Annotated in this window: 19 protein-coding genes; 12 read left to right on the forward strand and 7 right to left on the reverse strand. The window is 69.7% G+C overall.

From position 1 onward, the window contains the following. Positions 1–3: 3 nt before the first annotated feature. The 9 genes from FV242_RS10210 to FV242_RS10250 all read left to right on the forward strand — a co-directional run bounded on the left by FV242_RS10210 (position 4) and on the right by FV242_RS10250 (position 8592). Positions 4–465, forward strand: coding sequence for a tellurite resistance TerB family protein (locus FV242_RS10210; RefSeq protein WP_147907067.1), 462 nt, complete (start codon positions 4–6; stop codon positions 463–465). Between the two features lie 100 nt (positions 466–565). Beyond that, on the forward strand, positions 566–1846 hold the full coding sequence (locus FV242_RS10215) for a Zn-dependent hydrolase (RefSeq protein ID WP_147938848.1): 1281 nt from the start codon (positions 566–568) through the stop codon (positions 1844–1846). Then, a complete protein-coding gene (locus FV242_RS10220; protein ID WP_147938849.1) occupies positions 1843–3078 on the forward strand; it encodes an allantoate amidohydrolase in 1236 nt (411 codons plus the stop codon). Before FV242_RS10215 ends, FV242_RS10220 begins: the two co-directional genes overlap by 4 nt. Before the next feature lie 53 nt (positions 3079–3131). Next, complete coding sequence (locus FV242_RS10225; protein ID WP_147938850.1) at positions 3132–4415, forward strand: beta-ketoacyl-ACP synthase; 1284 nt, start codon at positions 3132–3134, stop codon at positions 4413–4415. Further along, a complete protein-coding gene (locus FV242_RS10230) occupies positions 4412–5179 on the forward strand; it encodes an SDR family NAD(P)-dependent oxidoreductase (RefSeq protein ID WP_147938851.1) in 768 nt (255 codons plus the stop codon). The genes FV242_RS10225 and FV242_RS10230 overlap by 4 nt, the downstream gene beginning before the upstream one ends. 111 nt (positions 5180–5290) lie before the next feature. After that, complete coding sequence (locus FV242_RS10235; RefSeq protein ID WP_147907072.1) at positions 5291–5581, forward strand: SH3 domain-containing protein; 291 nt, start codon at positions 5291–5293, stop codon at positions 5579–5581. An 8-nt stretch (positions 5582–5589) separates the two neighbouring features. Beyond that, positions 5590–6612, forward strand: a complete 1023-nt coding sequence (locus tag FV242_RS10240) for a zinc-binding dehydrogenase (protein ID WP_147938852.1) — start codon at positions 5590–5592, stop codon at positions 6610–6612. 182 nt (positions 6613–6794) lie between these two features. Further along, entirely contained in the window at positions 6795–7811 is a 1017-nt protein-coding gene (locus FV242_RS10245; protein WP_147907074.1) for a lipid A biosynthesis lauroyl acyltransferase, read from the forward strand. A gap of 7 nt (positions 7812–7818) precedes the next feature. Beyond that, the gene (locus FV242_RS10250) at positions 7819–8592 is read left to right on the forward strand and encodes a thioredoxin family protein (RefSeq protein WP_147907075.1); all 774 of its coding nucleotides are present in this window, start codon (positions 7819–7821) and stop codon (positions 8590–8592) included. 9 nt (positions 8593–8601) lie between these two features. Here the strand turns inward: FV242_RS10250 and FV242_RS10255 are convergent, their stop codons facing one another. Beyond that, complete coding sequence (locus tag FV242_RS10255; protein WP_147907076.1) at positions 8602–8826, reverse strand: hypothetical protein; 225 nt, start codon at positions 8824–8826, stop codon at positions 8602–8604. Between the two features lie 327 nt (positions 8827–9153). Here FV242_RS10255 and FV242_RS10260 point away from each other — a divergent pair, with 327 nt between their 5' ends. Together FV242_RS10260 and FV242_RS10265 are read left to right on the forward strand one after the other, a co-directional pair. Next, positions 9154–9870 carry a DUF1194 domain-containing protein gene (locus FV242_RS10260; protein WP_147938853.1) on the forward strand — a complete coding sequence of 239 codons (717 nt, stop codon included), beginning with the start codon at positions 9154–9156 and terminating at the stop codon, positions 9868–9870. 137 nt (positions 9871–10007) lie between these two features. Beyond that, positions 10008–11531 (forward strand): UxaA family hydrolase, encoded by a 1524-nt coding sequence (locus FV242_RS10265; protein WP_187278391.1) that lies wholly within the window; start codon positions 10008–10010, stop codon positions 11529–11531. A gap of 108 nt (positions 11532–11639) precedes the next feature. Here FV242_RS10265 and FV242_RS10270 read toward each other — a convergent pair whose 3' ends face one another. Beyond that, a complete protein-coding gene (locus tag FV242_RS10270) occupies positions 11640–12686 on the reverse strand; it encodes a trans-acting enoyl reductase family protein (protein ID WP_147938855.1) in 1047 nt (348 codons plus the stop codon). 211 nt (positions 12687–12897) lie between these two features. On the opposite strand from FV242_RS10270, the gene putA reads away from it, so the two are divergent. Next, positions 12898–16584, forward strand: a complete 3687-nt coding sequence (gene putA / locus FV242_RS10275; protein WP_147938856.1) for a trifunctional transcriptional regulator/proline dehydrogenase/L-glutamate gamma-semialdehyde dehydrogenase — start codon at positions 12898–12900, stop codon at positions 16582–16584. Positions 16585–16588: 4 nt separating this feature from the next. On the opposite strand, the gene FV242_RS10280 is transcribed toward putA, so the two are convergent. The 5 genes from FV242_RS10280 to FV242_RS10300 form a co-directional block, all read right to left on the reverse strand. Next, positions 16589–18181, reverse strand: coding sequence for an ABC transporter substrate-binding protein (locus FV242_RS10280; protein ID WP_147907080.1), 1593 nt, complete (start codon positions 18179–18181; stop codon positions 16589–16591). A 197-nt stretch (positions 18182–18378) separates the two neighbouring features. Beyond that, positions 18379–18672 (reverse strand): DUF2218 domain-containing protein, encoded by a 294-nt coding sequence (locus tag FV242_RS10285; RefSeq protein WP_039902563.1) that lies wholly within the window; start codon positions 18670–18672, stop codon positions 18379–18381. Between the two features lie 580 nt (positions 18673–19252). Beyond that, entirely contained in the window at positions 19253–20527 is a 1275-nt protein-coding gene (locus FV242_RS10290) for an MFS transporter (protein WP_246692661.1), read from the reverse strand. Between the two features lie 117 nt (positions 20528–20644). Further along, entirely contained in the window at positions 20645–22237 is a 1593-nt protein-coding gene (locus FV242_RS10295; RefSeq protein ID WP_147938858.1) for a gamma-glutamyltransferase family protein, read from the reverse strand. A 120-nt stretch (positions 22238–22357) separates the two neighbouring features. Next, a complete protein-coding gene (locus FV242_RS10300) occupies positions 22358–23116 on the reverse strand; it encodes an SDR family oxidoreductase (RefSeq protein WP_147938859.1) in 759 nt (252 codons plus the stop codon). Between the last annotated feature and the right edge of the window lie 104 nt (positions 23117–23220).

Consider the following 23220-nt stretch of genomic DNA (forward strand, 5'->3'; position numbering starts at 1 on the left):
GGCATGAGCCTTCTGAGCGACATTTTCGGCCATGTCGGCCGTACCGTGACAGCCTATGCGGGCGACAAGGCGCTGATGCTCGCGGCTGTCTCGGCCGCCGCCAACGTCATCGTCGCCGACGGCGAGGTGGCGAGCGAGGAGTTCGACACGGCCCTGCACGGTCTGCGCGCCGATCCGGTCCTGGTGAAGGGCTACGACGCGCTGATGCTGGAGACGGAGCTGTACGAAGGGATCGCTCGGGCCCGCACCCGTCTCGGCCGGGCCGAGAATCTCCGCCATGTTGCCGCCGTCGCGGATCGGCCGATGAGCCAGCGGGAGAACGTCTTCCTGATCGCCGCCGACGTCGCCGACCAGGACGGGATCAGCGGAATCGAAGCGAACGCCCTGGGCGAGATCGCCATCGCGCTGCAGGTCGACGGCGAGGCATTGTTGCGCGCCAATCCGGTACGCCGGCCTCCGGTCTGATCCCGCCGGCTGGCATCACCGTTGCTCCGGGCCGGCCCATCGCCTGATAACGGTGACCGAGAAACGATTCGCACGGCCCAGCGCCGTGAGAGGACCCGCCATGCCCGAAACCACCCCGAGCAAGACCGATAACCTGCGCGCGAACGGATCGCGCCTGTGGGCCACGATCCTGGAGACGGCGACGTTCGGCAGTACGCCGGCCGGCGGCATCAACCGCCTGACTCTGTCGCCCGAGGATGGTTGCGTGCGCGACTGGTTCCGGGAAGCCTGCGAGACGGCCGGCCTCACGGTCTCGGTGGATGCGCTCGGGACCCAGTACGCCGTGCGGCCGGGGCGAGACATGAGCCGCGCGCCGATCGCGTTCGGATCGCATCTCGATACGCAGCCGACCGGCGGCAAGTTCGACGGCGTGCTCGGAGTCCTGGCCGGACTGGAGGTGATGCGCAGCCTGAACGATGCCGGGATCGAGACCGAGGCACCCTTGATGGTGGTCAACTGGACCAACGAGGAGGGCTCGCGCTTCGCCCCGGCCATGATGGCGTCGGCGGCCTATGCGGGTGACTTCACGACGGACGAGATCCTGGTCAAGCGCGACGCGGCCGGCGTCACCGTCGCCGAAGCCCTGGCGGCGATCGGCTATCACGGCGGCGAAGCCGTCGGTGCACGCGAGATCGGTGCCTTCGTGGAACTGCATATCGAGCAGGGCCCGATCCTGGAGGCCGAAGGCAAGACCATCGGGGTGGTCGAGGGCGGCCAGGGCATCATGTGGTTCGACGGGCGAATCACCGGCTTTGAGAGCCACGCCGGCACCACGCCGATGCCGCGCCGCCGGGACGCGCTGTTGGCCCTCTCCGAGTTCGCGCTTGCGGCCGAGCGGATCGCCCTGGCGCATGCGCCGACCGCGGTGGCCACGATCGGGGAGGCCGTGATCCTGGCCCCTTCGCGCAACGTCGTGCCGGGGCGGGTCGCCTTCACGGTCGACGTGCGCGACCCCCGATCCACAACCCTCGACGCCATGGAGGCGAGCCTGCGCGAGGCCGCGACCGAGATCGCCGAGCGACGCCGGCTTGAGGTCGCCCTGACCCGGATCTGGCGCAAGGAACCGGTGCCGTTCGATCCGGCGATCGTGGCCGCCGTGGATGCCGCCGCCGAGAGCCTCGGGCATCCGCAGCGCCGGATTATCTCGGGGGCCGGGCACGACGCCTGCAACCTAGCCGCCAAGGTGCCGACCGCGATGATCTTCGTGCCGTGCAAGGATGGCGTGAGCCATAACGAGTCTGAATCCGCCACGCCGGGCGATTGCGCGGCCGGTGCCGACGTCCTGTTGCAGACGGTGCTCCGCCTCGCCAACGCGCCCCGGACGGACCAGACCGCGCGATGATCTTCGCCCCGCGCATCCAGGACCGCCTCGACGCGCTGGCTGCGATCACCGCCGAGCCCGGCGCCATCACCCGCCTCTACCTGACACCCGAGCAGGCGCGGGCCGAGGCGCTGGTGGCGGGATGGATGCGCGAGGCCGGCCTGACCGTGCGGCACGATGCCGTCGGCAACCTGATCGGCCGCCTCGAAGGTCCTGACCCGGGTGGTCCGGCTCTCGTCATCGGATCCCATCTCGATACGGTCCGCAATGCCGGCCGCTACGACGGGCCGCTCGGCGTGGTCGCCGGGATCGCCTGCGTCGAGGCTCTAGCGCGCGACGGCATCCGCCTGCCGCACGCCTTGGAAGTGGTGGCTTTCGCCGACGAGGAGGGTGTCCGCTTCGCCGCCACCCTCATCGGCAGCCGCGCCTTCGCGGGCCGCCTCGACCCGGCCGTCCTCGATGCCACGGATGCGGATGGGATCTCCCTCGCCGCGGCATTGCGGACGTCCGGGCTCGACCCCGCGGCGATCGCGTCCGCGGCGCGTCCGCCGGTCGCGATTCTCGGCTACCTCGAACTGCATATCGAGCAGGGGCCGATGCTCGAGAAGGCCGGCCTGCCGGTGGGCGTCGTGACCGCGATCTCGGGCGCCAGCCGCCTGGAATTCACCTTGGTCGGCGAGGCCGGCCATGCCGGCACTGTCGCCATGGGCGAGCGGCGCGACGCCTTGGCGGGCGCCGCGGACTGCGTGCTCGCCGTGGAGGCACGATGCCGCGAAGAGCAGCATCTGGTCGGCACCGTCGGCCGGATGGTGGTCGAACCGGGCGTCGGGAACACGATACCCGGGCGGGTGCGATTCACGCTCGATCTTCGCGCGCCCGACGACGCTCAGCGCCTCGCCGCGCTCGCCGACATCCAGGCGGATTTCAATGGCATTGCGGCGCGCCGCAACCTCGATCTCGGCGTCAGCCTCCTGCACGAGGCCGGGGCAGTGCCGTGCGATCCCGGGCTGACCGCGCTGATCCGCGACGCCATCGCGGCCGAGGGCCTGCCCGTCGTCGCTCTGCCGAGCGGCGCCGGGCATGACGGCATGGCGGTGGCGGCGATCGCACCGATCGCCATGGTGTTCGTGCGTTGCCTAGGCGGCATCAGCCACAACCCCGCCGAATTCGCGAGCATTGCCGATATCGAGACCGGGGCGCGGGTGCTGTTCGGGGCGCTCAGAGCGTTTTCGGCTTCGCGGCGCGCAGCCTGAACGGCATACACGGACCGGGTGTACGCCGCCGGAAAATCCCGTACAGACGCGCCATGAGCGCGCGATCCCATCGCGACGCCAGGGGCCGGCCGCTGATCGCGGTGACGGGCATCGGCGTCGTCTCCTCCCTCGGTCAGGGCCAAGCCGATACCTGGGCGGCCCTCTGTGCGGGCCGGTCCGGCATCCATGCCATCGCCCGATTCTCGACCGAGGGTCTCCGCACCCGCATCGCCGGCACCGTTGATTTCCTGGATACCGATCCGCTGATTGCCCCGCTCCTGTCCGAGCGCTTTGCCGCGGAGGCCGCCGAGGAGGCGGTCGCGCAGGCCGGCATCGGCACGAAGGGTGATTTCCCGGGGGCCCTGTTCATCGCGGTCCCCCCCGTCGAGATGGAATGGCCGCAGCGCCAGGCGCTCGCCGAGGCCGCCGGCGGCGACGGCGCGGTCGATTACGCCGGGTTGCTCCGGGCCGCTGCGACCCGGCGCTTCGATGATTGGCACGACCTGTTCATCTTCGGCACCGTGGCCGATCGCATCGCCGACCGGTTCGGCACCAAGGGCTCGCCGATCTCGCTTTCCACCGCCTGCTCCTCCGGCGCCACCGCGATCCAGCTCGGTGTCGAGGCGATCCGCCGGGGCGAGACCGCAGCGGCGCTCTGCATCGGCACCGACGGCTCCGTGAACCCGGAATCGCTGATCCGGTTCTCGCTGCTCTCGGCGCTCTCCACGCGCAACGATGTCCCCGCGGAGGCCTCGAAGCCGTTCTCGAAGGATCGGGACGGCTTCGTGATGGGAGAGGGCGCGGCCGCCCTGGTCCTTGAGGATGCGGAGGCCGCAATCGCCAGGGGCGCCAGGATCCTCGGCTACGTGCTCGGCTGCGGCGAGAAGGGCGACGGTTTTCATCGCACCCGCTCCAGCCCTGACGGAGCGCCGGTCATCGCGGCGATCCGGGCCAGTCTCGACGATGCCGGGCTCGCCCCGGAGGCAATCGACACGGTCAATGCGCACGGCACCTCGACGCCCGAGAACGACAAGATGGAGGCTTTCGGGCTCGCCGCGGTCTTCGGCGCCGGCGCCCCGTCCCTGCCGGTGACCTCCAACAAGTCGATGATCGGCCACACGCTGACCGCAGCCGGTGCCATCGAGGCGGCGGTCTCGCTGCTGACGATCCAGCATGGCCGCATCCCGCCGACCATCAACCACCGGATGGCGGATCCAGTGATCGGCCTCGATGTGGTGGAGACCGCCCGGGACATGACGGTGCGGACGGTGCTGTCGAATTCGTTCGGATTTGGCGGCCAGAACACTTGTCTGGTCTTCGGGGCGGAGCCGGCGTGAGCGGCACGCCCGAAGCACGGCGCGTCCTCGTCACCGGCGGCGCCTCGGGGGTCGGCCTGGCGATCGTACGGGCGCTGGCACGCGCCGGGCACGCCGTCGACTTCACTTACCGCTCCTCGGCCGAGGCTGCCGAGGCGTTGCTCGCCGAGCTGCACGAGGCTCATCCGGACCGCACTTTCACCGGTCACGCCTTGGACCTTGCCGACAAGGCCGCCCTCGAGGGCTTCTGCGAGGCCGCGGAGGCGACGGCCTATTACGGCCTCGTCCACAATGCCGGTCAGGCCAGCGACGCCCTGGCGGCGATGTTCGACCAGGAGCGGGCCGAGGCGGCCATGCAGGTCAACTTCTTTTCCCTGACGCGGATCGCCAAGGCGCTGATGCGCGAGATGATCCGCGCCCGGGCGGGCCGCGTCATCGCCATCGGTTCTGTGGCCGCCCTGCGGGGCAATGCCGGAAACGCCGCATACGCGGCCAGCAAGGGCGCGCTGATCGCCTATTGCCGCACGCTCGCGATCGAGACCGCCAAGCGCGGGGTGACGGTCAACGTTATTGCGCCGGGCTTCGTCGACACCGCCATGATGGCGCGCTACGCCGCGCACCGCGCCGGGATGGAGCGCCAGATTCCCGCCGGCCGGTTCGCCCGGCCCGAGGACGTCGCCGCCCTGGCCGCGTTCCTCATGGGCGACGGGGCGGCCTACATCACCGGAGCAGTCTTGCCGGTGGACGGCGGTCTCACCGCGATGATGGGCGTCCACCGCGCCTGATTGCAGTTCCGCTTGCGTGTCTCCGTTGTAGGCTCGCGGCTTTCGCCACCGCCGTGATAAGTCCGACGCCCTCAATTCCCCTCGCACGCGCGATGCTTTAGCGACCTGCCAATGCGCGCCCGCCTCGCCCTCCTCGCCGGACTCTGCCTCGCCGCTCCGCTCGTCCCGGGCCGTGCCCGTGCCGAACCGGAATCGTACCGGATCTCGGGGCTCTCCCCCGGCGAGCCTCTCTCGATCCGCGCCGAGCCGGACGCCGCGGCCGAACAGGTCGGCGAGATCCGCACCCGTGCCCTGGTCTTCGGCTGCACCGCCGATACGCCGAGCCGGGCGACGTGGTGCCGGGTCAAGGCCGGGCGAACCGTGGGGTGGGCGCGGCGGCGTTACCTGGCGCCGGAACGATGAAAGACGACATGCGAGCCCTACAGCTATTCGGCGACCGCGACCTGCGCTTGAACGAGGTCGAGGCCCCCGCTGCGCCGGGGCCCGGCGACGTGCAGATCCGTATCCATGCGGTCGGCCTCAACTTCATCGACGTCTGGGGCTTTCGCGGCATGGCGTTCGCCAAGCGCAAGATGCCGCTCATCGTCGGCGCCGAGGCGGCCGGCGTCGTGCAAGCGGTCGGCGCAGGCGTCACCGCTGTTGCGCCCGGCGATCGGGTCGTGCCCTACGGGGCGATGACCTGCGGGCAGTGCCGGGCCTGCCGGGAGGGCCGCGACAACCTCTGCGAGGATGTCTCCGGCGTGATGGGTTTCCACGTCGATGGTTTTGCGCGTGAGCTGGTGACCGTGCCGGCCCGCCTGGTCGTGAAGGTGCCGGATGGCGTCAGCGACACGGACGCAGCCTGTGCGGGCATCGCCTTCGGCACCGTCCAGCACATGCTGTTCGACAACGCCCGCCTGGAGCCGGGAGAGAGCGTCCTGGTCCATGCCGGCGGCTCCGGCATCGGAACCGCGGCGATCCGCATGGCCAAGGCGATCGGCTGCACCGTCTACACCACGGTCGGCGACGACGAGAAGGGTCGGAAGGCGACGGAGCTCGGAGCCGACCACGTCATCAACTACCGCACCGAGCGATTTGAGGGCGAGGTCCGCCGGCTGACCAAGCGCAAGGGCGTCGATGTGGTGTTTGAGCATGTCGGCGCCGATACCTGGAACGGCTCGCTGCTTTGCCTGAAGCGCGGCGGCCGGCTGGTAACCTGCGGCTCGACCTCCGGCGTCTCGGCGACCATGAACCTGATGCAGCTGTTCCAGCAGCAGTATCGCATCACCGGCTCATTCGGCTGCTCCTTGGCGAACATCGCGCAGGCCCTCGAAAAGATGGCCCAGGGGATCCGCCCGGTGGTCGATACGGTCTACCCGCTCGGCGACTTCGCGCAGGGGCTGGAGCGGCTCGAATCCCGCAAGGTGTTCGGAAAGATTCTCGTCAGCCTGTAGCGGCCGGCGCTGCGTCCTGGGATCTCCTCCCGGACGCCTTGCCCAATGCTGGCCTGCCATCGTTCCGAAGGGCGGCGGCCATCTCGCGCGGCGATGCGCTATCGCACCGCGGCGGACATGGTTTAAGCGTCGCCTTACACGCGAACTGCCGGGCCTGCCCGCATCGTGCCCGGGAAATTAACGTGCTGCGCCTCGCTCTCATCCTCAGACGATCGTTCCCCCGGCTTGCCGGATTCGCCATGATCCCGTTGATACGCGCCCTGGTCTGGCTGGCCCGCGCCCTCGGTCCGGATCGCTCGACTGCGCTCGGCGCAGCGCTCCTGCGCACGGTCGGACCATGGCTGCCGGCCCATCGCACCGCCATGGCGAACCTGCGCGGGGCGTTTCCCGACATGCCGGAGGCAGAGCGGAAGCGCATCGCCCTGGAGGCCTGGGACAATCTCGGGCGGACCGGCGCCGAATACGCCCACCTCGATTCGCTGTTCGACTACGATCCCGACGCCACCGGTACGATGCGCACGGAGGTTGCGGGGATCGAGCACTTCGCGGCCCTGCGCGACGACGGTCGGCCCGGGCTGATCTTCTCCGCCCACCTCGGGAACTGGGAACTCCCGGCGATCTGCGCGGCCCGGTTCGGCCTCGACGCGACCGCCGTCTTCCGGCCGCCCAACAACCCGGCCGCCGCGCGCCTCGTGCAGGAGGTCCGCCGGCGTTCGATGGGGGGCCTGGCGGCGTCGACCCCCGGCGCCGTCTTCGCCATGCGGGACGTGGTCGAGAACGGCGGACATCTCGGGCAGCTGATCGATCAGCACTTCACCCGCGGCGTCGTGGTCGATTTTCTCGGGCGGCCCTGTCTGGCCAACCCGCTACTCGCCAAGCTCGTCCGGCACTACGACTGCCCGGTTCACGGCGTCCGAGTGATCCGCTTGCCGAAGGGCCGATTCCGGCTCGAACTGACGCCGCCGCTCGACCTGCCGCGCAACGCTGACGGGGTGATCGATGTGACCGGCGCCATGCAGGCGATGACGGCGGTCGTGGATGGCTGGGTGCGCGAGCATCCCGGCCAATGGCTCTGGATGCACCGCCGGTGGCGGCCGGACATGTTGCCTAAGGCGAGAAATCTCCCACAGGCCGCTCAACCGATGGTAGAGGCCTCTCAAGCCAACGTGATTTCCCACACGGCGTCCCAACCGCTCTGATGGATCGATGACGCATCGGCACCGCGCCCGTACCAGGACCGGCGAAAGCCGCGCGCTGTGCGCTGCCGCGCTGCTGTGCGCGGTCTCGGCTTCGGCGCAGGCGCGGGCGGAGCCGGTCCGCGCCGTCGTGGAGCTGTTCACCAGCCAGGGCTGTGGCGCCTGCCGGAGTGCCGACCCCGTGATCCGCGACCTGGCACGCCAGCCCGGCGTGGTCGCGCTGACCCTGCCGGTGACCTACTGGGATTATCTCGGCTGGAAAGACACCCTGGCGATGCGGCCTCTGACCGAACGTCAGCGCGCCTACGCCAGGGCTCGCGGCGCCCGTCAGGTCTTCACGCCGCAGATCGTGGTCGACGGCAGCGGCTTCGCGGTCGGATCGGATCGAGCGGCCCTCGAACGCTTGATGCGCGAGGCGACGCAGCACGGCGGTCTGCCGATCCCGGTCCGCGGCGAGATGCACGGCGACCGGATCACCGTCGAGGTCGGCGCCGCGCCGGACACCAGGACCGACACCCGCGGCGACGTCTGGCTCGTGCCCGTGCTGCGGAGCCGCGCCATCGCAATTCAGGGCGGGGAGAACGGCGGCCGGACGGCCACCTATGTCAACGTCGTGCGCGGCATGCAGCGTCTCGGCACCTGGGCCGGCCAGCCGACGCGGTTCGATGTCCCGTGCACCATGGCGGAGATCGCCGAGGCCGACAGCTGGGTCGTTCTGGTCCAGAGCGCCGCCGAAGGCCGTCCGGGCCGTATCCTCGGCGCCGCCAAGGGCCCGGGCCTGTAGGGCTACGGTCTACTTCTGCAGGGTGATCGGATCGATCGGGCGGCGGCCCTGCTGGCGGCGGCGTTCTTCCGAGGCGTGCGCCAGGGCGCCGAGCTTCGCATCCAGGCGCTCGGAGGACCGGCCGACCAGCTCGATGGTCCCGTCGAGGAGCCGACTGGTCAAAGCGACGGTGCCCGTCACCCCGCCGACCACGACAGCCCTCGTGACGCGGCCGATCCACTTGAAGATACGCATTGTCGGTTTCGAGCTTTCCCGGTTTCGGCGCCTGATGCACCTCACCACGCGGAGATAGGGCGGACAGCCCGGTGCCCGATGCGACCGAAGGCGGCGTCGCCCGCGCCCGGGGCAACGGAACCTTCCCGCAATGCGGTCGGAGCCAGCATCGCCGATGAGCCCGCCGCTTCGACCACGGAGAGGCGCCGCCGCTCCTATCGCTTGGAAGCCGGGCGCCGGTGTCGCATATGCGGTGCCGGTGGCACCGAACCAGCCCGGCGGCAGGCTCGTTGCACGCCCGAGGTGGTCCGCCGGACCGTGCGGACGCCCAACACCGGGTTTTCGGCCATGCGGCGACGCCATCTGCTCTCCGGGATGCTCGCCACGCTGTCGCTGACGGCGCGGCGGGCCACCGCCGCGGAGACCGGGGTCGATGTTCTCCTGGTGCTTGCGGTCGATGTCTCGCTGAGCATCAGCGCGTCGCGCTTCGAGTTGGAGCGACGGGGCTATGCCGAAGCCTTCGGCGACCGGCGCGTCCTGCAGGCGATCGCCGAGGGGAAGCGCGGGCGCATCGCTGTGGCGCTGTTCGATTGGGCGGGGCCCAGTGAGCAGCAGGTCGCGGTCGACTGGATGACCATCGCTTCGGCCGCCGATGCTGCTACCTTCGCCGCGCGGCTGGCCGGAGCATCGCGCCCCTTCTACGGCCGGACCGCCATCGGGTCGGCGATCGGTTTCGCGTCCAAGCTCATCGATAGCTCGCCCTACCGCGCCGAGCGGACGGTGATCGACATCTCCGGGGACGGCACCAGCAATTCCGGCCGCGCGATCGCCGAAGCCCGGGATGCCGCCGTGGCGCTGGGCACCACGGTCAACGGCATCGTCATCCTCACCGATCCCACCGGGATGCCGGGGTATTTGAAAGAGCACACCAATCCCCCCGGCGGGCTGGCCGCCTACTACCGGGAGACCGTGATCGGCGGGGAAGGAGCGTTCGTCATGACGGCGCAGAGCTTCGAGGCATTCGGCCGGGCGCTCATCGCCAAGCTGGTGCGCGAGATCTCCTGACGCCAGCCGACGACATCCGGGCTCCCGCGTCACCCGCGGTTCTCGCGCCCTGCGTGCAGGGGCGCTAGGTTTCCCGTGAACGCGCCCGGCGAGGCGCGACTCAGGGAGGAAGTCCGATGCTGGTCACGGCCGACAGGCTGTCCGCCTATCCCGTCATCACCCTGCGGCTGGACGACGGCGTCGCGGTCGCCAGGACTGCGATCGAGCCGGGCACGCCGGTCGCCCCGGGCGTGATGGCCGTCGAGCGGATCCTGCCCGGCCACAAGGTCGCGGTCCGTCCCCACCGCTCGGGCGAGGCTGTGACCAAGTACGGACAGATCATCGGCTTCGCCAAGGACGACATCGCGGCCGGCCGGCACGTCCACGTGCACAATCTCGGCGTGGGCGAGTTCGCTCGCGACTACGCGTTCGGGGTCGATGCGCGCCCGACCCGGCTGGTCGCGCCACCCGCGACCTTCCAGGGCATCCGCCGCCCGGACGGGCGGGTGGCGACGCGCAACTATGTCGGCATCCTGACCTCGGTGAATTGCAGCGCGCATGTCGCCGACCTGATCGCGGACGCGTTCCGGCGCCACCCGATCCTCGGCCTCGATCCGCTGGCCGCTTACCCGAATGTCGACGGCGTCGTCGCGCTGACCCATAAGACCGGCTGCGGCATGGCCATGGGTGAGCCGCTGCGGCTCCTGCGCCGGACGCTCGCGGGCTATGCCCGCCACGTCAACTTCTCGCACATCGTGATGATCGGGCTCGGCTGCGAGGTGAACCAGATCGGCGCCTTCCTGGAGGAGCAGGGCCTGGGCGACCGGATCCGCAGCATGAACATCCAGACGCTCGGCGGCACGCGCAAGACCGTCGAGGCCGGCATCGCGTTCGTCACGGGAATCCTGGCCGAGGCGAACGTGGTGCAGCGGGAGACCGTGCCGGCGAGCGAGCTGATCGTCGCCCTGCAATGCGGTGGCTCGGACGGCTATTCCGGCGTTTCCGCCAACCCGGCGCTCGGGATCGCCAGCGACCGCGTGGTCGAGAACGGCGGCACCGTGATCCTGTCGGAGACCACCGAGACCTACGGGGCCGAACACCTGTTCACCCGGCGCGCTGTGTCCCCGGAGGTTGGCCAGAAGCTCGTCGATCTGATGCGCTGGTGGGAAGAGTACACCCGTCGGGAGGGCTCGGAGATCGACGCCAACCCGTCCCCCGGCAACAAGGCCGGCGGCCTGACCACAATCCTGGAAAAGTCGCTGGGTGCCATGGCCAAGGCTGGCAGCACCAACCTGGTCGACGTGGTCCGCTACGCCGATCCAGTCATCGCCAAAGGCTTCGTGTTCATGGACACCCCCGGCTACGATCCGGTCTCCGCGACCGGGCAGGTGGCCGGCGGGGCGCACCTCGTGTGCTTTACCACCGGGCGCGGCAGCGTGTTCGGCTGCAAGCCGTCCCCGTCGATCAAGATCGCCACGAACTCGGCCATGTACCAGCGGCTCGAGGAGGACATGGACGTCAATTGCGGCACGATCCTCGACGGCGAGGAAAGCGTCGAGCAGGCCGGCCAACGGATCTTCGAGCTGATCCTTCGGGTCGCCAGCGGCGAGCGGACGAAGAGCGAGCAGTTCGACTTCGGATCGTCGGAATTCGCCCCCTGGCAGCTCGGCGCAACCGTCTGATTTGACGGCGATCGAAGTCTCAATTGCCGTTGCGAGCGTAGCGGAGCCACTTCGGAGAATGGGCCCTCCGGAGATCGCGCTGTTCGAACGACACGCCCGGATGCGAGATCAGAGATCCATCCGCACGACGTTTGGAAAACCCAGGATGAAATCCGCCCCGAAGGCGGTGACCGGCGTGTGGAACCCGGCCGGGATCCCACCCGCCGCCACGCGCCGGGCGACTTCCAGCGCTGTCAGGACGGTGAGCGTATACCCCTCGGGGGTCTCCATCCGGCTTGCCGCGCGCCTGCCGTTCTCATCCCAGGCCTCGGCCAGGAACGTGCTGCGCGCCGTCGCCCGCGCGGCCGCCGACGGGCCCTCCGGCAGGCGGTCGATGCCGCGATTGATGAGGCGCTGCACCGTGCCGCCGGCGATAATCCGCCGGAAGCCAGCGGGCAGGCCCGCTGCGGCAGACATGGCGGGGAGCGCCTCAAAAAACACCTCGATGTTGGGGACCCGCGTCGAGTACCAAGCGCTCGACACGTCGCCCCAGCCGAGCCCCACCGTGCGCCGAGGTCCGCGGCCGAAATCCGCGCTCCCGCGGGGCGGGCTTGGCAACTCGACGATGCGGCCGGCGCGCCGCACCCGCGTGCCCCAGGCGATGCCCTCGACCATGGTGCGGGCCGTCCCGCGGCTGAAGCCACCGAAACCGCCGATGGAGATCCGCAGGTTCGTGGCGCCGGGTAGCCGGCCGGCCACGTGGGCGGCCAGGCAATCGCTCGGCACCACGTCGAAGCCGGCGGCGGGCAGCAGCACGATGCCGGCCGCCTGCGCATCGGCGTCCCGGGCGGCGAGCGACTCCAGCACGTCGATCTCGCCGGTGATGTCGACGTAGTGCGTCCTTGCGGCGAGGCACGCCTCGGCCATGGGGCGGGCCGTCCTGGAGAAGGGTCCGGCGGCGTGGATCACCGCGGCGACGCCGGCGAGCGCGTCCCGCAGCCGGTCCGGGGCATCGAGGGGGGCCGCCCTCCAGTCGAGCCCGAGCCGGTCGGCCAGCGGTCGCAGCTTGTCCGGATCGCGGCCGGCCAGGATCGGGCGAAGGCCCTGCACAAGGGCATGTTCGGCCAGGAGCGTCCCGGTGTAGCCGGTGGCTCCGTAGATCAGGATCGCGGTCATGACCGTCCCTCTATCATGGCCCGAGCAGGAGGGGACTGCGTACGGCCGTCCGTCACATGGCGGCCGGTCACAAGGCGATCCTGGCAGGTGCGCGAAACCCGTGCGCTGAGCGGCACCCGATCCGCGTCGGCAGCCACCTTTCGGGACGATGCCCCGGAGACGTAGCCTGGTGCACACAGGCGGTGAGTTTTTTCAGCCCGAGGAAGCGAACATGCCAGAATCAGGCGTTCTGCACCGTCCCGCCGTCCCGACGGACGACCCGTTCACGGCCTTCGCGGACGACGTGGTCTCCCTGTCGCCACTCCGGGCCGCGATGGTCGCGGCGTGTCGGCGCCCCGAGCCGGATTGCGTGGCACCGCTCCTCGATCTCGCCCGCTTGCCGCCCGACGCGGCCGGGCGCGTCGCCAACATAGCCCGGCGTCTGGTGGAAGGGCTGCGTCGCAACACCCGCCGCGGCGGCGTCGAAGGCCTGATCCACGAATACGCGCTCTCCAGTCAGGAGGGCGTGGCGTTGATGTGTCTCGCCGAAGCGCTGCTGCGCATTCCCGACGCCGCCACCCGCGATGCGCTGATCCGGGACAAGATCGCCGGTGGCGACTGGGCCGCGCATCTCGGCCACAGCCCGTCGCCCTTCGTGAACGCCGCGACCTGGGGCCTGCTGGTGACCGGCCGGCTCACGGCGACACGCAGTGAATCCGGGCTGTCGGCGACGCTGACCCGCCTGATCGCGCGCGGCGGTGAACCGCTGATCCGCAAGGCGGTCGATCTCGCCATGCGGCTGATGGGCGAGCAGTTCGTCACCGGGCGCGACATCGGAGAGGCCCTGCGCAACGCCGCCCAGGTGGAGGCGAGGGGGGTCACCTACTCCTACGACATGCTCGGCGAGGCTGCCCTCACCGCCGAGGACGCGGACCGTTATCTGAGCGCCTACCAGGAGGCGATTCGAGCGATCGGGGATGCGTCTGCCGGGCGCGGCGTCCTCTTGGGGCCGGGCATCTCGATCAAGCTGTCGGCGCTTCATCCCCGATACACGAGATCCCAGCGCGGGCGCGTGATGGCGGAACTGGCGCCCCGCATTCGGGACCTCGCCCGTCTCGCCAAGCGCTACGAGATCGGTCTCAACATCGACGCCGAGGAGGCCGACCGCCTCGACCTGTCCCTCGACATCCTCGAGACGCTGGTCTTCGACCCGGGTCTCGCCGGATGGGATGGGCTGGGCTTCGTCGTACAGGCCTACGGCAAGCGCTGCCCATTCGCGATCGATGTGCTGATCGACCTGGCCCGGCGCAGCCGGCGGCGGCTGATGGTCCGTCTGGTGAAGGGCGCGTACTGGGACAGCGAGATCAAGCGCGCGCAGGTGGACGGGCTCGCGGACTTCCCGGTCTTTACCCGCAAGCTGCACACGGACGTGTCCTACCTCGCTTGCGCGCGAAAGCTCCTCGCCGCACCCGACGCGATCTTTCCACAATTCGCCACGCACAACGCACAGACGCTGGCCAGCATCGTCGAGATGGCGGGCCCCGATTTCCGCCTCGGCCGATACGAATTCCAGTGCCTGCACGGCATGGGGGAGCCGCTCTACGAAGCGGTGGTCGGCGGGGCCGACCTCGACAGGCCGTGCCGGATCTACGCGCCGGTGGGCACCCACGAGACCCTGCTGGCCTATCTCGTGCGGCGGCTCCTCGAGAACGGCGCCAACAGCTCCTTCGTGAACCGGGTCGGCGACGTGTCCGTGCCGGTGGACGCGCTGATCGCCGATCCCGTCGCCGCCGTCGCGGCGATGCCAGTCCCGGGCGCACCGCACGAGCGGATCGCCCTGCCACGCGATCTCTACGGACTCAGCCGTGCCAATGCCGCGGGCCTCGACCTGGCCGACGAGGCCGTCCTGGGCCGACTCGCTGCGGCGCTGGCGGAAAGCGGGAGGACGCCCTGGCGCGCCGTGCCGTCGGGGGCCGATCCGGCCTCAGCCGATACGCCCGTGCACAACCCCGCCGACCATCGGGACGTGGTCGGGACAGTCCGCGCCGCGTCGGTCCCCGCCATCGAGGCGGCGCTCGCCCGGGCGGAGGCGGCAGCCGAGACCTGGGCGGCGGTGGAGACCGAGACGCGCTCCGCGCGTCTGCGCACCGCGGCCGACGCCTTCGAGGCACGGATGCCGGTGCTGATCGGGCTGATCGTGCGCGAGGCCGGCAAATCCTCCGCCAACGCCGTCGCGGAGATCCGCGAGGCCGTGGATTTCCTGCGCTACTACGCGGCCGAGGCCGAGCGGACTCTCACCGGCCCGCACGCCCCGCTCGGTCCGGTCGTCTGCATCGCCCCCTGGAACTTCCCGCTGGCGATCTTCGTCGGGCAGGTCGCCGCCGCCCTGGCGGCCGGCAACCCGGTCCTGGCCAAGCCCGCCGCGGAGACGCCGCTCACGGCCTGGGAGGCGATCCGCTTGCTGCACGGCGCCGGCATCCCGGAGGATGCCCTGCAGATCCTTCCGGGGGCCGGCGACGTCGGGGCGGCCCTGGTCGGCGACGCCCGCGTGCAGGGCGTGATGTTCACCGGCTCGACCGGCATCGCAAAGACGATCCAGGGACGTCTCGCCGAGCGCCTGGGCTGCGACGGCGAGCCGATCCCGCTCGTCGCGGAGACGGGCGGTCAGAACGCCATGGTGGTCGATTCCTCCGCCCTGGCCGAGCAGGTGGTCGCCGACGTCATCGCTTCGGCGTTTGATTCCGCCGGCCAGCGCTGCTCGGCCCTGCGTATCCTGTGCCTTCAGGAGGAGATCGCGGACCGTACCGTGGACATGCTGCGGAGCGCCATGCGCGAGCTGGTCGTCGGCGATCCCCGCCGGCTCGCAGTCGATGTCGGCCCTGTCATTACCCAGGCGGCGGCCGAACGCCTGAACAAGCATGTCGAGACGATGCGGGGACGCGGCTTCGCCATCCACCAGGTTTCGCTGCCGGCCGAGACGGCGAACGGCACCTTCGTTCCGCCCACGCTCATCGAGATCACCCGCGTCGCGGATGTCGAGCATGAGGTGTTCGGGCCGGTCCTGCATGTCCTGCGGTACGCGCGCCACGATCTCGGCCGCCTGTTGGACGAGATCGACGCCACCGGTTACGGCCTGACGTTCGGCCTCCAGACCCGCATCGACGAGACCGCCGACCGGATTCTCGACCGCGTCGGGGCCGGCAACCGCTACGTCAACCGCAACGTCATCGGCGCGGTGGTCGGCGTCCAGCCCTTCGGCGGGTCCGGGTTGTCCGGTACCGGGCCCAAGGCCGGCGGTCCGCTTTATCTCGGCCGCTTGCTGAAGCGGCCGCCGGCTTCCGCGCTCGATGGTCTTGAGGGCTCAGGCGATCTGGGCCGACGCTACGCGGCGTGGCTGCGAGTCCGTGGGTTCGGCCCGCTCGCCGACACCGTTGCAGCGTTGCCTCCGATCCAGGGCGCGGAGATTGCGCTCGCCGGGCCGGTCGGGGAGCGCAATCTCTACGCGTTGCGCCCACGCGGGCGCGTCGCGGCGATCGCCGAGACCGAGCGCGGCCTGATCCTTCAACTCGGTGCGATCATCGCCACAGGCAACCGCGCCGTGGTGCTGAGTCCGGACAGGATCTTCGCGGTCTTGGCCGAGCTACCGGCCGAACTCGCGGCCCGGGTCAAACGCGCGGCGGATCTCAGGCAGGCCGGCGAGGTCCGGGCGGTGCTGTACGAAGGTGGACCCGAGGGTTTGCAGGCGCTGAACCGCGCCATCGCCCACCGTCCCGGTCCGATCCTTCAGGTTCAGGCCCGCGCAATCGACGCGCTTGCGGCAGGCGACCTGTATGCGCTCCCTGGCTTGATCGAGGAGCGCTCGACCGCGATCAACACCGCGGCCGCCGGTGGCAATGCCAGCCTTCTGGCGATCGGCTAATCGATCAGGCCGACCGGCGCAGGTTCCAGAACAGCGGCAAACCAGTGAGCATACCGTCCAGGTCGCGCCGGTAGGCGGTGGGCTGGAAATACTGGCCGCACGGAATGTAGGCGCCGACCTCCAGGGCCCGGGCCTGGATGGTCGCCGCCAAGGCCTTCTGAGCGCCGACATCCGGGGCTGCGAACCACGCGGCGCGCATCTCCTCCAGGGGCGCATCCGTCAGCCAACTCGGGACGCCGGCCCGGCCGTTGCCGCGGGCCGCCAAGTGGTAGGCCGGCGAGATCATGTCGAGCCCACCGGAGAAGATGCCGAACATCGACCAACCGCCCTGGTCGAGCGGCTTCGCATTGAGGATCCGCTGATTCACCGTGCCCCAGTCGGTGGAGACGACGTCGAGGTTCATCCCGAGCTTACGGCAGAGGTCGGCCATCACCTCGCAGACCGCGTTGATCCGCGGCACGTCGGTGCCCGCCAGCAGCACGACCCGCTCGCCGTTGTAGCCGGCCGCCGCCAGCGCCCGCTTGGCGCCTGCGAGGTCGCGCGGACCGGTGAATACCGACATCCCAGCCTCCGAAGCCATCGGGCCGCCGGGGGTGAAGATGCCCGCGGGACCGCGCCGGATCGACGGATCGCTGCCTGCGACCGCGTCCATCATCTCGTTCTGATCGACGGCCGACAGGAGCGCCCGGCTGATCGCGGGATTGTCGAAGGGCGGCAGGGTATGGTTGAGGCGGATCTGCCCGATCAGGCCGGTCGTCTCCACCAGTTCGACGCGCACGTCCCGCTGGCGCAGCAGATCGGGCACGAGGTCGACCAGCGGCTGCTCCCACCAATCGATCTCGCCCGAACGCAGGGCGCCGGCCGCGGTGGCGCCATCGGGGATCGTGCGCCATTCGATCCGGTCGAAATGCGCGATCCGGGGGCCGGCGGTGAAGCTCGGCGTGCCGTCCTCGCGGGGCCGGTAAGCCTCGAACCGGCGGTAGACGTTGAGGGAGCCCGGTACGCGCTCGGTCGCGACGTAGCGATAGGGCCCGCTGCCGACGATCTCCGCCACGGCTTGCGTGGCCGGCGTCGCGCTCAGCCGTTCCGGCATGATCACCGGCAGGTAGGAGGTCGGCTTTGCCAGGGCGTCCGGGAGAAGCGGGAACGGTTTCTTGAGCCGGAACTGCACAACGGTGTCGGACGGGGCCGAGAGTTCGTCGACGGTGGAAAACAGCGCGCCCCCGAAGGCATCGCGCCCGGACCAGCGCTTGAGGCTCGCCACCACGTCGCGGGCGAGAACCGGGGTGCCGTCGTGGAAGCGTAGGCCGTCGCGCAGGGTCAGCCGCCAGGTCAAACCGTCCGGCGATACGTCCTGGCTCCCGACCATCTGCGGCTGCGCGCGGTAGGACGCATCCAGGCTGTACAGCGTGTCGAACACCATCAACGCGTGCGTGCGTGTGACGTAATTCGTGGTGATGATCGGATCGAGCAGAGCGAGGTCTGCGTAAGGCACGAAGCGGAGTGTCGTGGCTGAGGCCGCCCGGACCAGGGCAGGGCGTGCCATGGCTCCGGCCATCAAGGCGCCAGCGCCTCGCAGCAGAGTGCGTCGCTTCATACCGTCGTCCCGCTCCGATCCAGGGTTGCCGACGCGGATCCGCGCAGCGCTTCCCGGTTGCAAAGCCTACGCCAGCAGCCGGACCCTTACCGGTCAGGATTGAGACAGCCGTCCCGGTCTGAAGCCAGACGGCCCATATCGGAACGCGACCGCTCGCGCGTCCTCAGGATTCGCGCCCCGGCAACGTCGGCGACAGCTCAGGCGGCGCGGGACCAGCGGATATCGCCGAGGCTCTCGCGGAAGGCGAAGCGGGCAAGGTGATCAGCGACCACGTTCTCGAGCCGGGTGAGGTTGACCGGGTCGGCGCTGTCGATGCGCATCACCAGGGCATCGGGTTCGGCGTCGAAGGTGCAGACGCGGTCCTCGCCGAACGGCACGGTGCCGTGCTCGGGCGTCGCCTCGACTTTGAACTTGTGGCTCCAGTGCCGGCACAGCTGCTGCAGGTAGCGGCTTGCCTCGGCGGTCTGCACGCGGGCCTGAGAGGTCGGCATTCCGTGGGTCTCCAGAAAAGTGAACGCGGTCATCGGTGGACGGAGCGTTGCGATATCTCGCACATGCGAGATGAACACATCCTGAGCAAGGACTATGCCCGGGCTCACGAGGCTGCCCCCGATCGCTGCCTGAAGGGTCGGCTCGATGCGTTAGCAGTCGTTTAACGGCCGGCACGGCGACCGCCGAACGCGGCGCCGCGTGGCTGTCCTGCACCCCTCGACGTGCCGAATTATGGCGCGCCGCACAAATTCAATCGCGCCGATCGGAGTGTTGAGGCGAAGTCCGCCTGCGAGCGACTTCGCCATCGGGACCGCTTGCGCGACGTTGGCCGAACTCGAACGGTGTCCCATCGTCAGCCGAGATCGGAAGTGCGATCGAGGCGTGGCAACGACGGTATAGCAGAGGATGTCCTGGGCCGGTCCTGCGGTATCTGCCCCTGCAAACCCCTGACGGTTCTGTCCTCATGCGCCTGGATCACGGCCGGACAGCTGCCTCACCCCCGGATCAGGCTCCGTAGGGCACGCCTCGGCTCAATTGGACGCGGCAGCCGATGCCAACGTCAGACCGAGAAAACCCAGATCATCGCAATCCAAATTTTCGACGGACCAGCACCAGGCACGTGAGGCTGATTCCGGCCGCGAACATCAGGAAGAAGCTGGGCGCGAGCGGCGTGTGTGTGACCGCGATCAGGCTCTCGATCCAGAACGGTGCGAAGCCGCCGAAGACCGTCACGCCCACGTTGTAGCTGATGTTCATGCCCGTGCTGCGGGTGCGTGTCGGGAAGATCTCGGCCATGAGCGCCGGCAGGGCCGCGCTGTAGCTCGCCTTCAGGCCGCCGATCAGGGCGAGCACCGGCACGATGACGAGCAGCACCGGATAGCTGATCAGCAGCGCGAAGGCGGGAAACATCAGCACGAACACCGCGATTACCACGATCCGCATGATCGGTGTCCGGCCGACCGTGTCCGACCAGTGCCCCACCAGCGGTGCGACTGTCATCAGCATGACGGCGCCCACGAACGACGCCAGGAAGCCGATCCAGGATGGCAGGCCGAGTTGCTTGACGGCGTAGGTCGGCGTATAGCTGATCATGTAGTTCAGCGCCGTGGAGGTCGCCACGAGCCCCGTCGCCAGCAGCATGTTCAGCCATTGCTGTCCGAACAGGTCGCGTACGGGTGAGCGCGCGTCGCCCGTCTCGGCCGAGGCCTCGAATTCGGGCGTCTCCGCGATGTTACGACGGATGTAGAGGCCCACGGGACCGATCAGCAGCCCGAACGCGAACGGCAGGCGCCAGCCCCACGCGGCGATCTGGTCCGGGCTCAGCGTGGCGCTCAGGATGACCCCGGACAAGGCCGCCAGAACGCTCGCCAGACCCTGGCTGGCGAACTGGAAGCTCGCGAAGAAGCCTTTTCGCGTCGGCCCGTGCTCGACCATGAAGGCGGTCGACGCGCCGAATTCGCCACCGACCGAGAAACCTTGGATCAGCCGTGCCACCAGCACGCCGACCGAGGCCATGATGCCGATCGATTCGTAGGACGGCATCACGACCATCATGAAGGTCCCGACCATCATCAGCATGATCGACAGCATCAAAGCGGGTTTGCGGCCGGCTCTGTCCGCATAGAGGCCGAGTACGATCGCTCCGAGCGGGCGCATCAGGTACGAGATGCCGAAGCTGCCGAGGGCGATCAGCAGCGACGTGGTCGGGTTGCTGGTCGGGAAGAACAACTTCGAGATCGTGACGGCGAAGTACAGGTACAGCGTCAGATCGTAGAACTCGAGAGCGTTTCCGATCGAGGATGCAATCACCGCCTTGTACATTTGCGATGTACCGCGGACGGGTGTTGCGCTCACGGCCGCGTCCGGTGACGACATATGCTGCTCGATCTCGGTTGGATGAGGCGCGCGCCGTGACGGGCGCCGCTTCAGCGCGCGTCGCAGCGGGGTTTTCAGACGTCGCCGGGCGAGGCTCTAGAATCCGCCGGCATGGCCGTCCTTGCGGGGATCGGAGCCGCCGACGTAGCCGCCCTCGATCCGGCGCACGAGCTGCGCGCCCCCGAACCCGAAGGCGGAATCCGGCGGCTCTCGGACGAGTTCGTGGCCGCGCGCCTCCAGGTCGCCCAGCGTCGAGGCCGGGAACGTGGTCTCGACCGCCACCTGCAGGCCGGCGACGTGGCGCCAGCGGGGCGCGTCCACCGCCGTCTGCGGATCCTGCCCCCACACCTGGGTTCGAACCACAACCTGCACGTGGCCCTGCGCCTGGATCGGCCCGCCCATGAAGCCGAACGCCATCAACGGCGCGCCGTTCTGCATCACGAAGCCTGGGATGATCGTGTTGAACGGACGCTTGCTCGGCCCGACCTGGTTGGGATGGCCCTCGGCCAGGGTGAAGCCGTATCCACGGTTCTGCAGGCTGATGCCCGTCTCCGGGACCACCACGCCGGACCCGAAGCCCGAATAATTCGACTGGATGTAGGAGACCATCATGCCGCCCGCATCGCCGGTGGCGAGGCACACGGTCCCGCCCTCGTTCGGCGCTCCATGCCCGAACACCTGCGCGCGCCGACGGTCGATCAGCGCCGCCCGCGACGCCAGGTAGCCCGGGTCCAGCAGATGGTCGTGGGTGACCTTGGTCATGTGCCGAAGGTCGGCCGCGTAGGCGTAGACGTCCGCGAAGGCGAGCTTCATGGCCTCGATCTGGAGGTGGAGCGCGTCCGCGCCGTCGACCGGCAGATCTTCGAGGCCGGCCGCCCGGAGGATACCGAGGGCCATCAGCGCCGCGATGCCCTGACCGTTCGGCGGGATCTCGTGCAGGCTCACGCCGCCGAAATCCTGATGGATGGTGCCGCACCAATCCGCGCTGTGCTCGGCAAGGTCGCCCTCGTCGAGCGCCGCCCCGTGCGCGCGGGCGAAATCCGCGATCCGGTGCGCCAACGCGCCCCGGTAGAAGCTGTCGCCGCGCGTCTCGGCGATCGACCGGAGCGTGCGCGCGTGGCCGGGCGACCGGAAAAGCTCACCGGCGGCCGGCGTGCGCCCGTCCGGCATGAAGGTGGCCGCAAAGCCGGGCTGGTTCTTCAGTTCCGCCGCGCCGCGCCGCCAGAGCTCGGCGATGACCGGCGAGACGAGGAAGCCCGCCTCGGCGTAATCGATGGCCGGCTCGAACAGGCGCTCGAACGGCAGCTGGCCGAAGCGCCGCGATAGCTCGACCCAAGCCGAGACTGCGCCCGGGACCGTGACGGTGTCCCAGCCGCGATGCGGAAACGCCGTGTGCCCGGCGTAGCGTTCAGGCGTCCAACCAGCCGGCGAGCGGCCGGACGCATTGAGCCCGTGGAGCTTGCCGTCGTGCCAGAGGATGCAGAAGGCGTCCGACCCGATGCCGTTGCCGGTGGGCTCGACCACCGTGAGCGCGATGGCCGCCGCCAGCGCCGCGTCGAGGGCGTTGCCGCCCTGTTGCAGCATCCGCAACCCGGCCTGCGTGGCGAGCGGCTGCGACGTGGCGACGAGATTGCGCGCGAAGACGGGCGAGCGCCGGGAGGCGTAGAGCGCATCGTGTCGGTACTGCATATCGGCCTCGTGGACGTCTCCGGCTGCCAGAACCAATCTCAGCAAGCCTCGTGCCCTTCAAGAGGGCCGCGTCGAGCAGCGGAATCCAATATCCCGACGACCGGGCGCGGTCTTCCCCGCTCAGAGCTTGATCCCTTCGAGATAGCCGCGATTCCATGTCGGGCTGATCAGGATCTCGTTGACGCAGACGGTCGCCGGGAGGCGGGCCACGAATAGGATCGTCTCGGCGAGATCCTCCGATTGCAGCATGCGCGCCCTGTCGTCCGCCGTGACCGGAACGGGACGCTTGTCCAGGATGGGCGTCGCCACCTCACCGGGGCAGATGCAGCAGGAGCGGATGCCATGTCCGCATTCCTCCTGGTTCAGGCTCTCGGAGAGCGCGACCAGCCCGTGCTTGGCCGCCGAGTAGGCCGGACCCGTCAGCTTGGACACGTAACGGCCGGCCCATGACGAGACCTGAATGATCAGGCCGCCCTTCTGGACGCGCATCGTCGGAAGCACGGCCCGGGATGCGTAGAAGGGGCCGTTGAGATCCACGCCGATCACCGCGTCGATGTCGGCGTGCGAGATCTCGCTCCAGGACCGGTTCGGCACGTTGAGACCGGCGGAGTTCACCAGGATGTCGCAGCCTTGATAGGCCGCGTGGACCGCCGCCCAGGCGCGCTCGACGTCGTCGGCGCGGCCCATGTCGGCGGGCGCTATCAGGGCCTCGCCACCCGCGGCGCGGACCAGTTCCGCAGTGTGCTCCAGGGCGTCCGCCCGGCGCCCCGTAAGGGCCAGCCGCATCCCGGCCTTGGCGAGCGCCACCGCGGCGGCCTGTCCGATGCCGGACCCGGCTCCCGTCACCCAGGCGACCTGTCCTCTGATATCGCGCAGCATGTCGAGCGCTCTCCCGAACGTCTTTCGTCGAGGGCCGCGGCCGTGCCTGCGCCGGACGGCGTCCCAGGGTCTACCGGTTGCCGATCCCCGGCTCCCGGAAGCTC

Origin of the sequence: Methylobacterium sp. WL64 (assembly GCF_008039945.1) — a bacterium.
Lineage (GTDB): Bacteria > Pseudomonadota > Alphaproteobacteria > Rhizobiales > Beijerinckiaceae > Methylobacterium.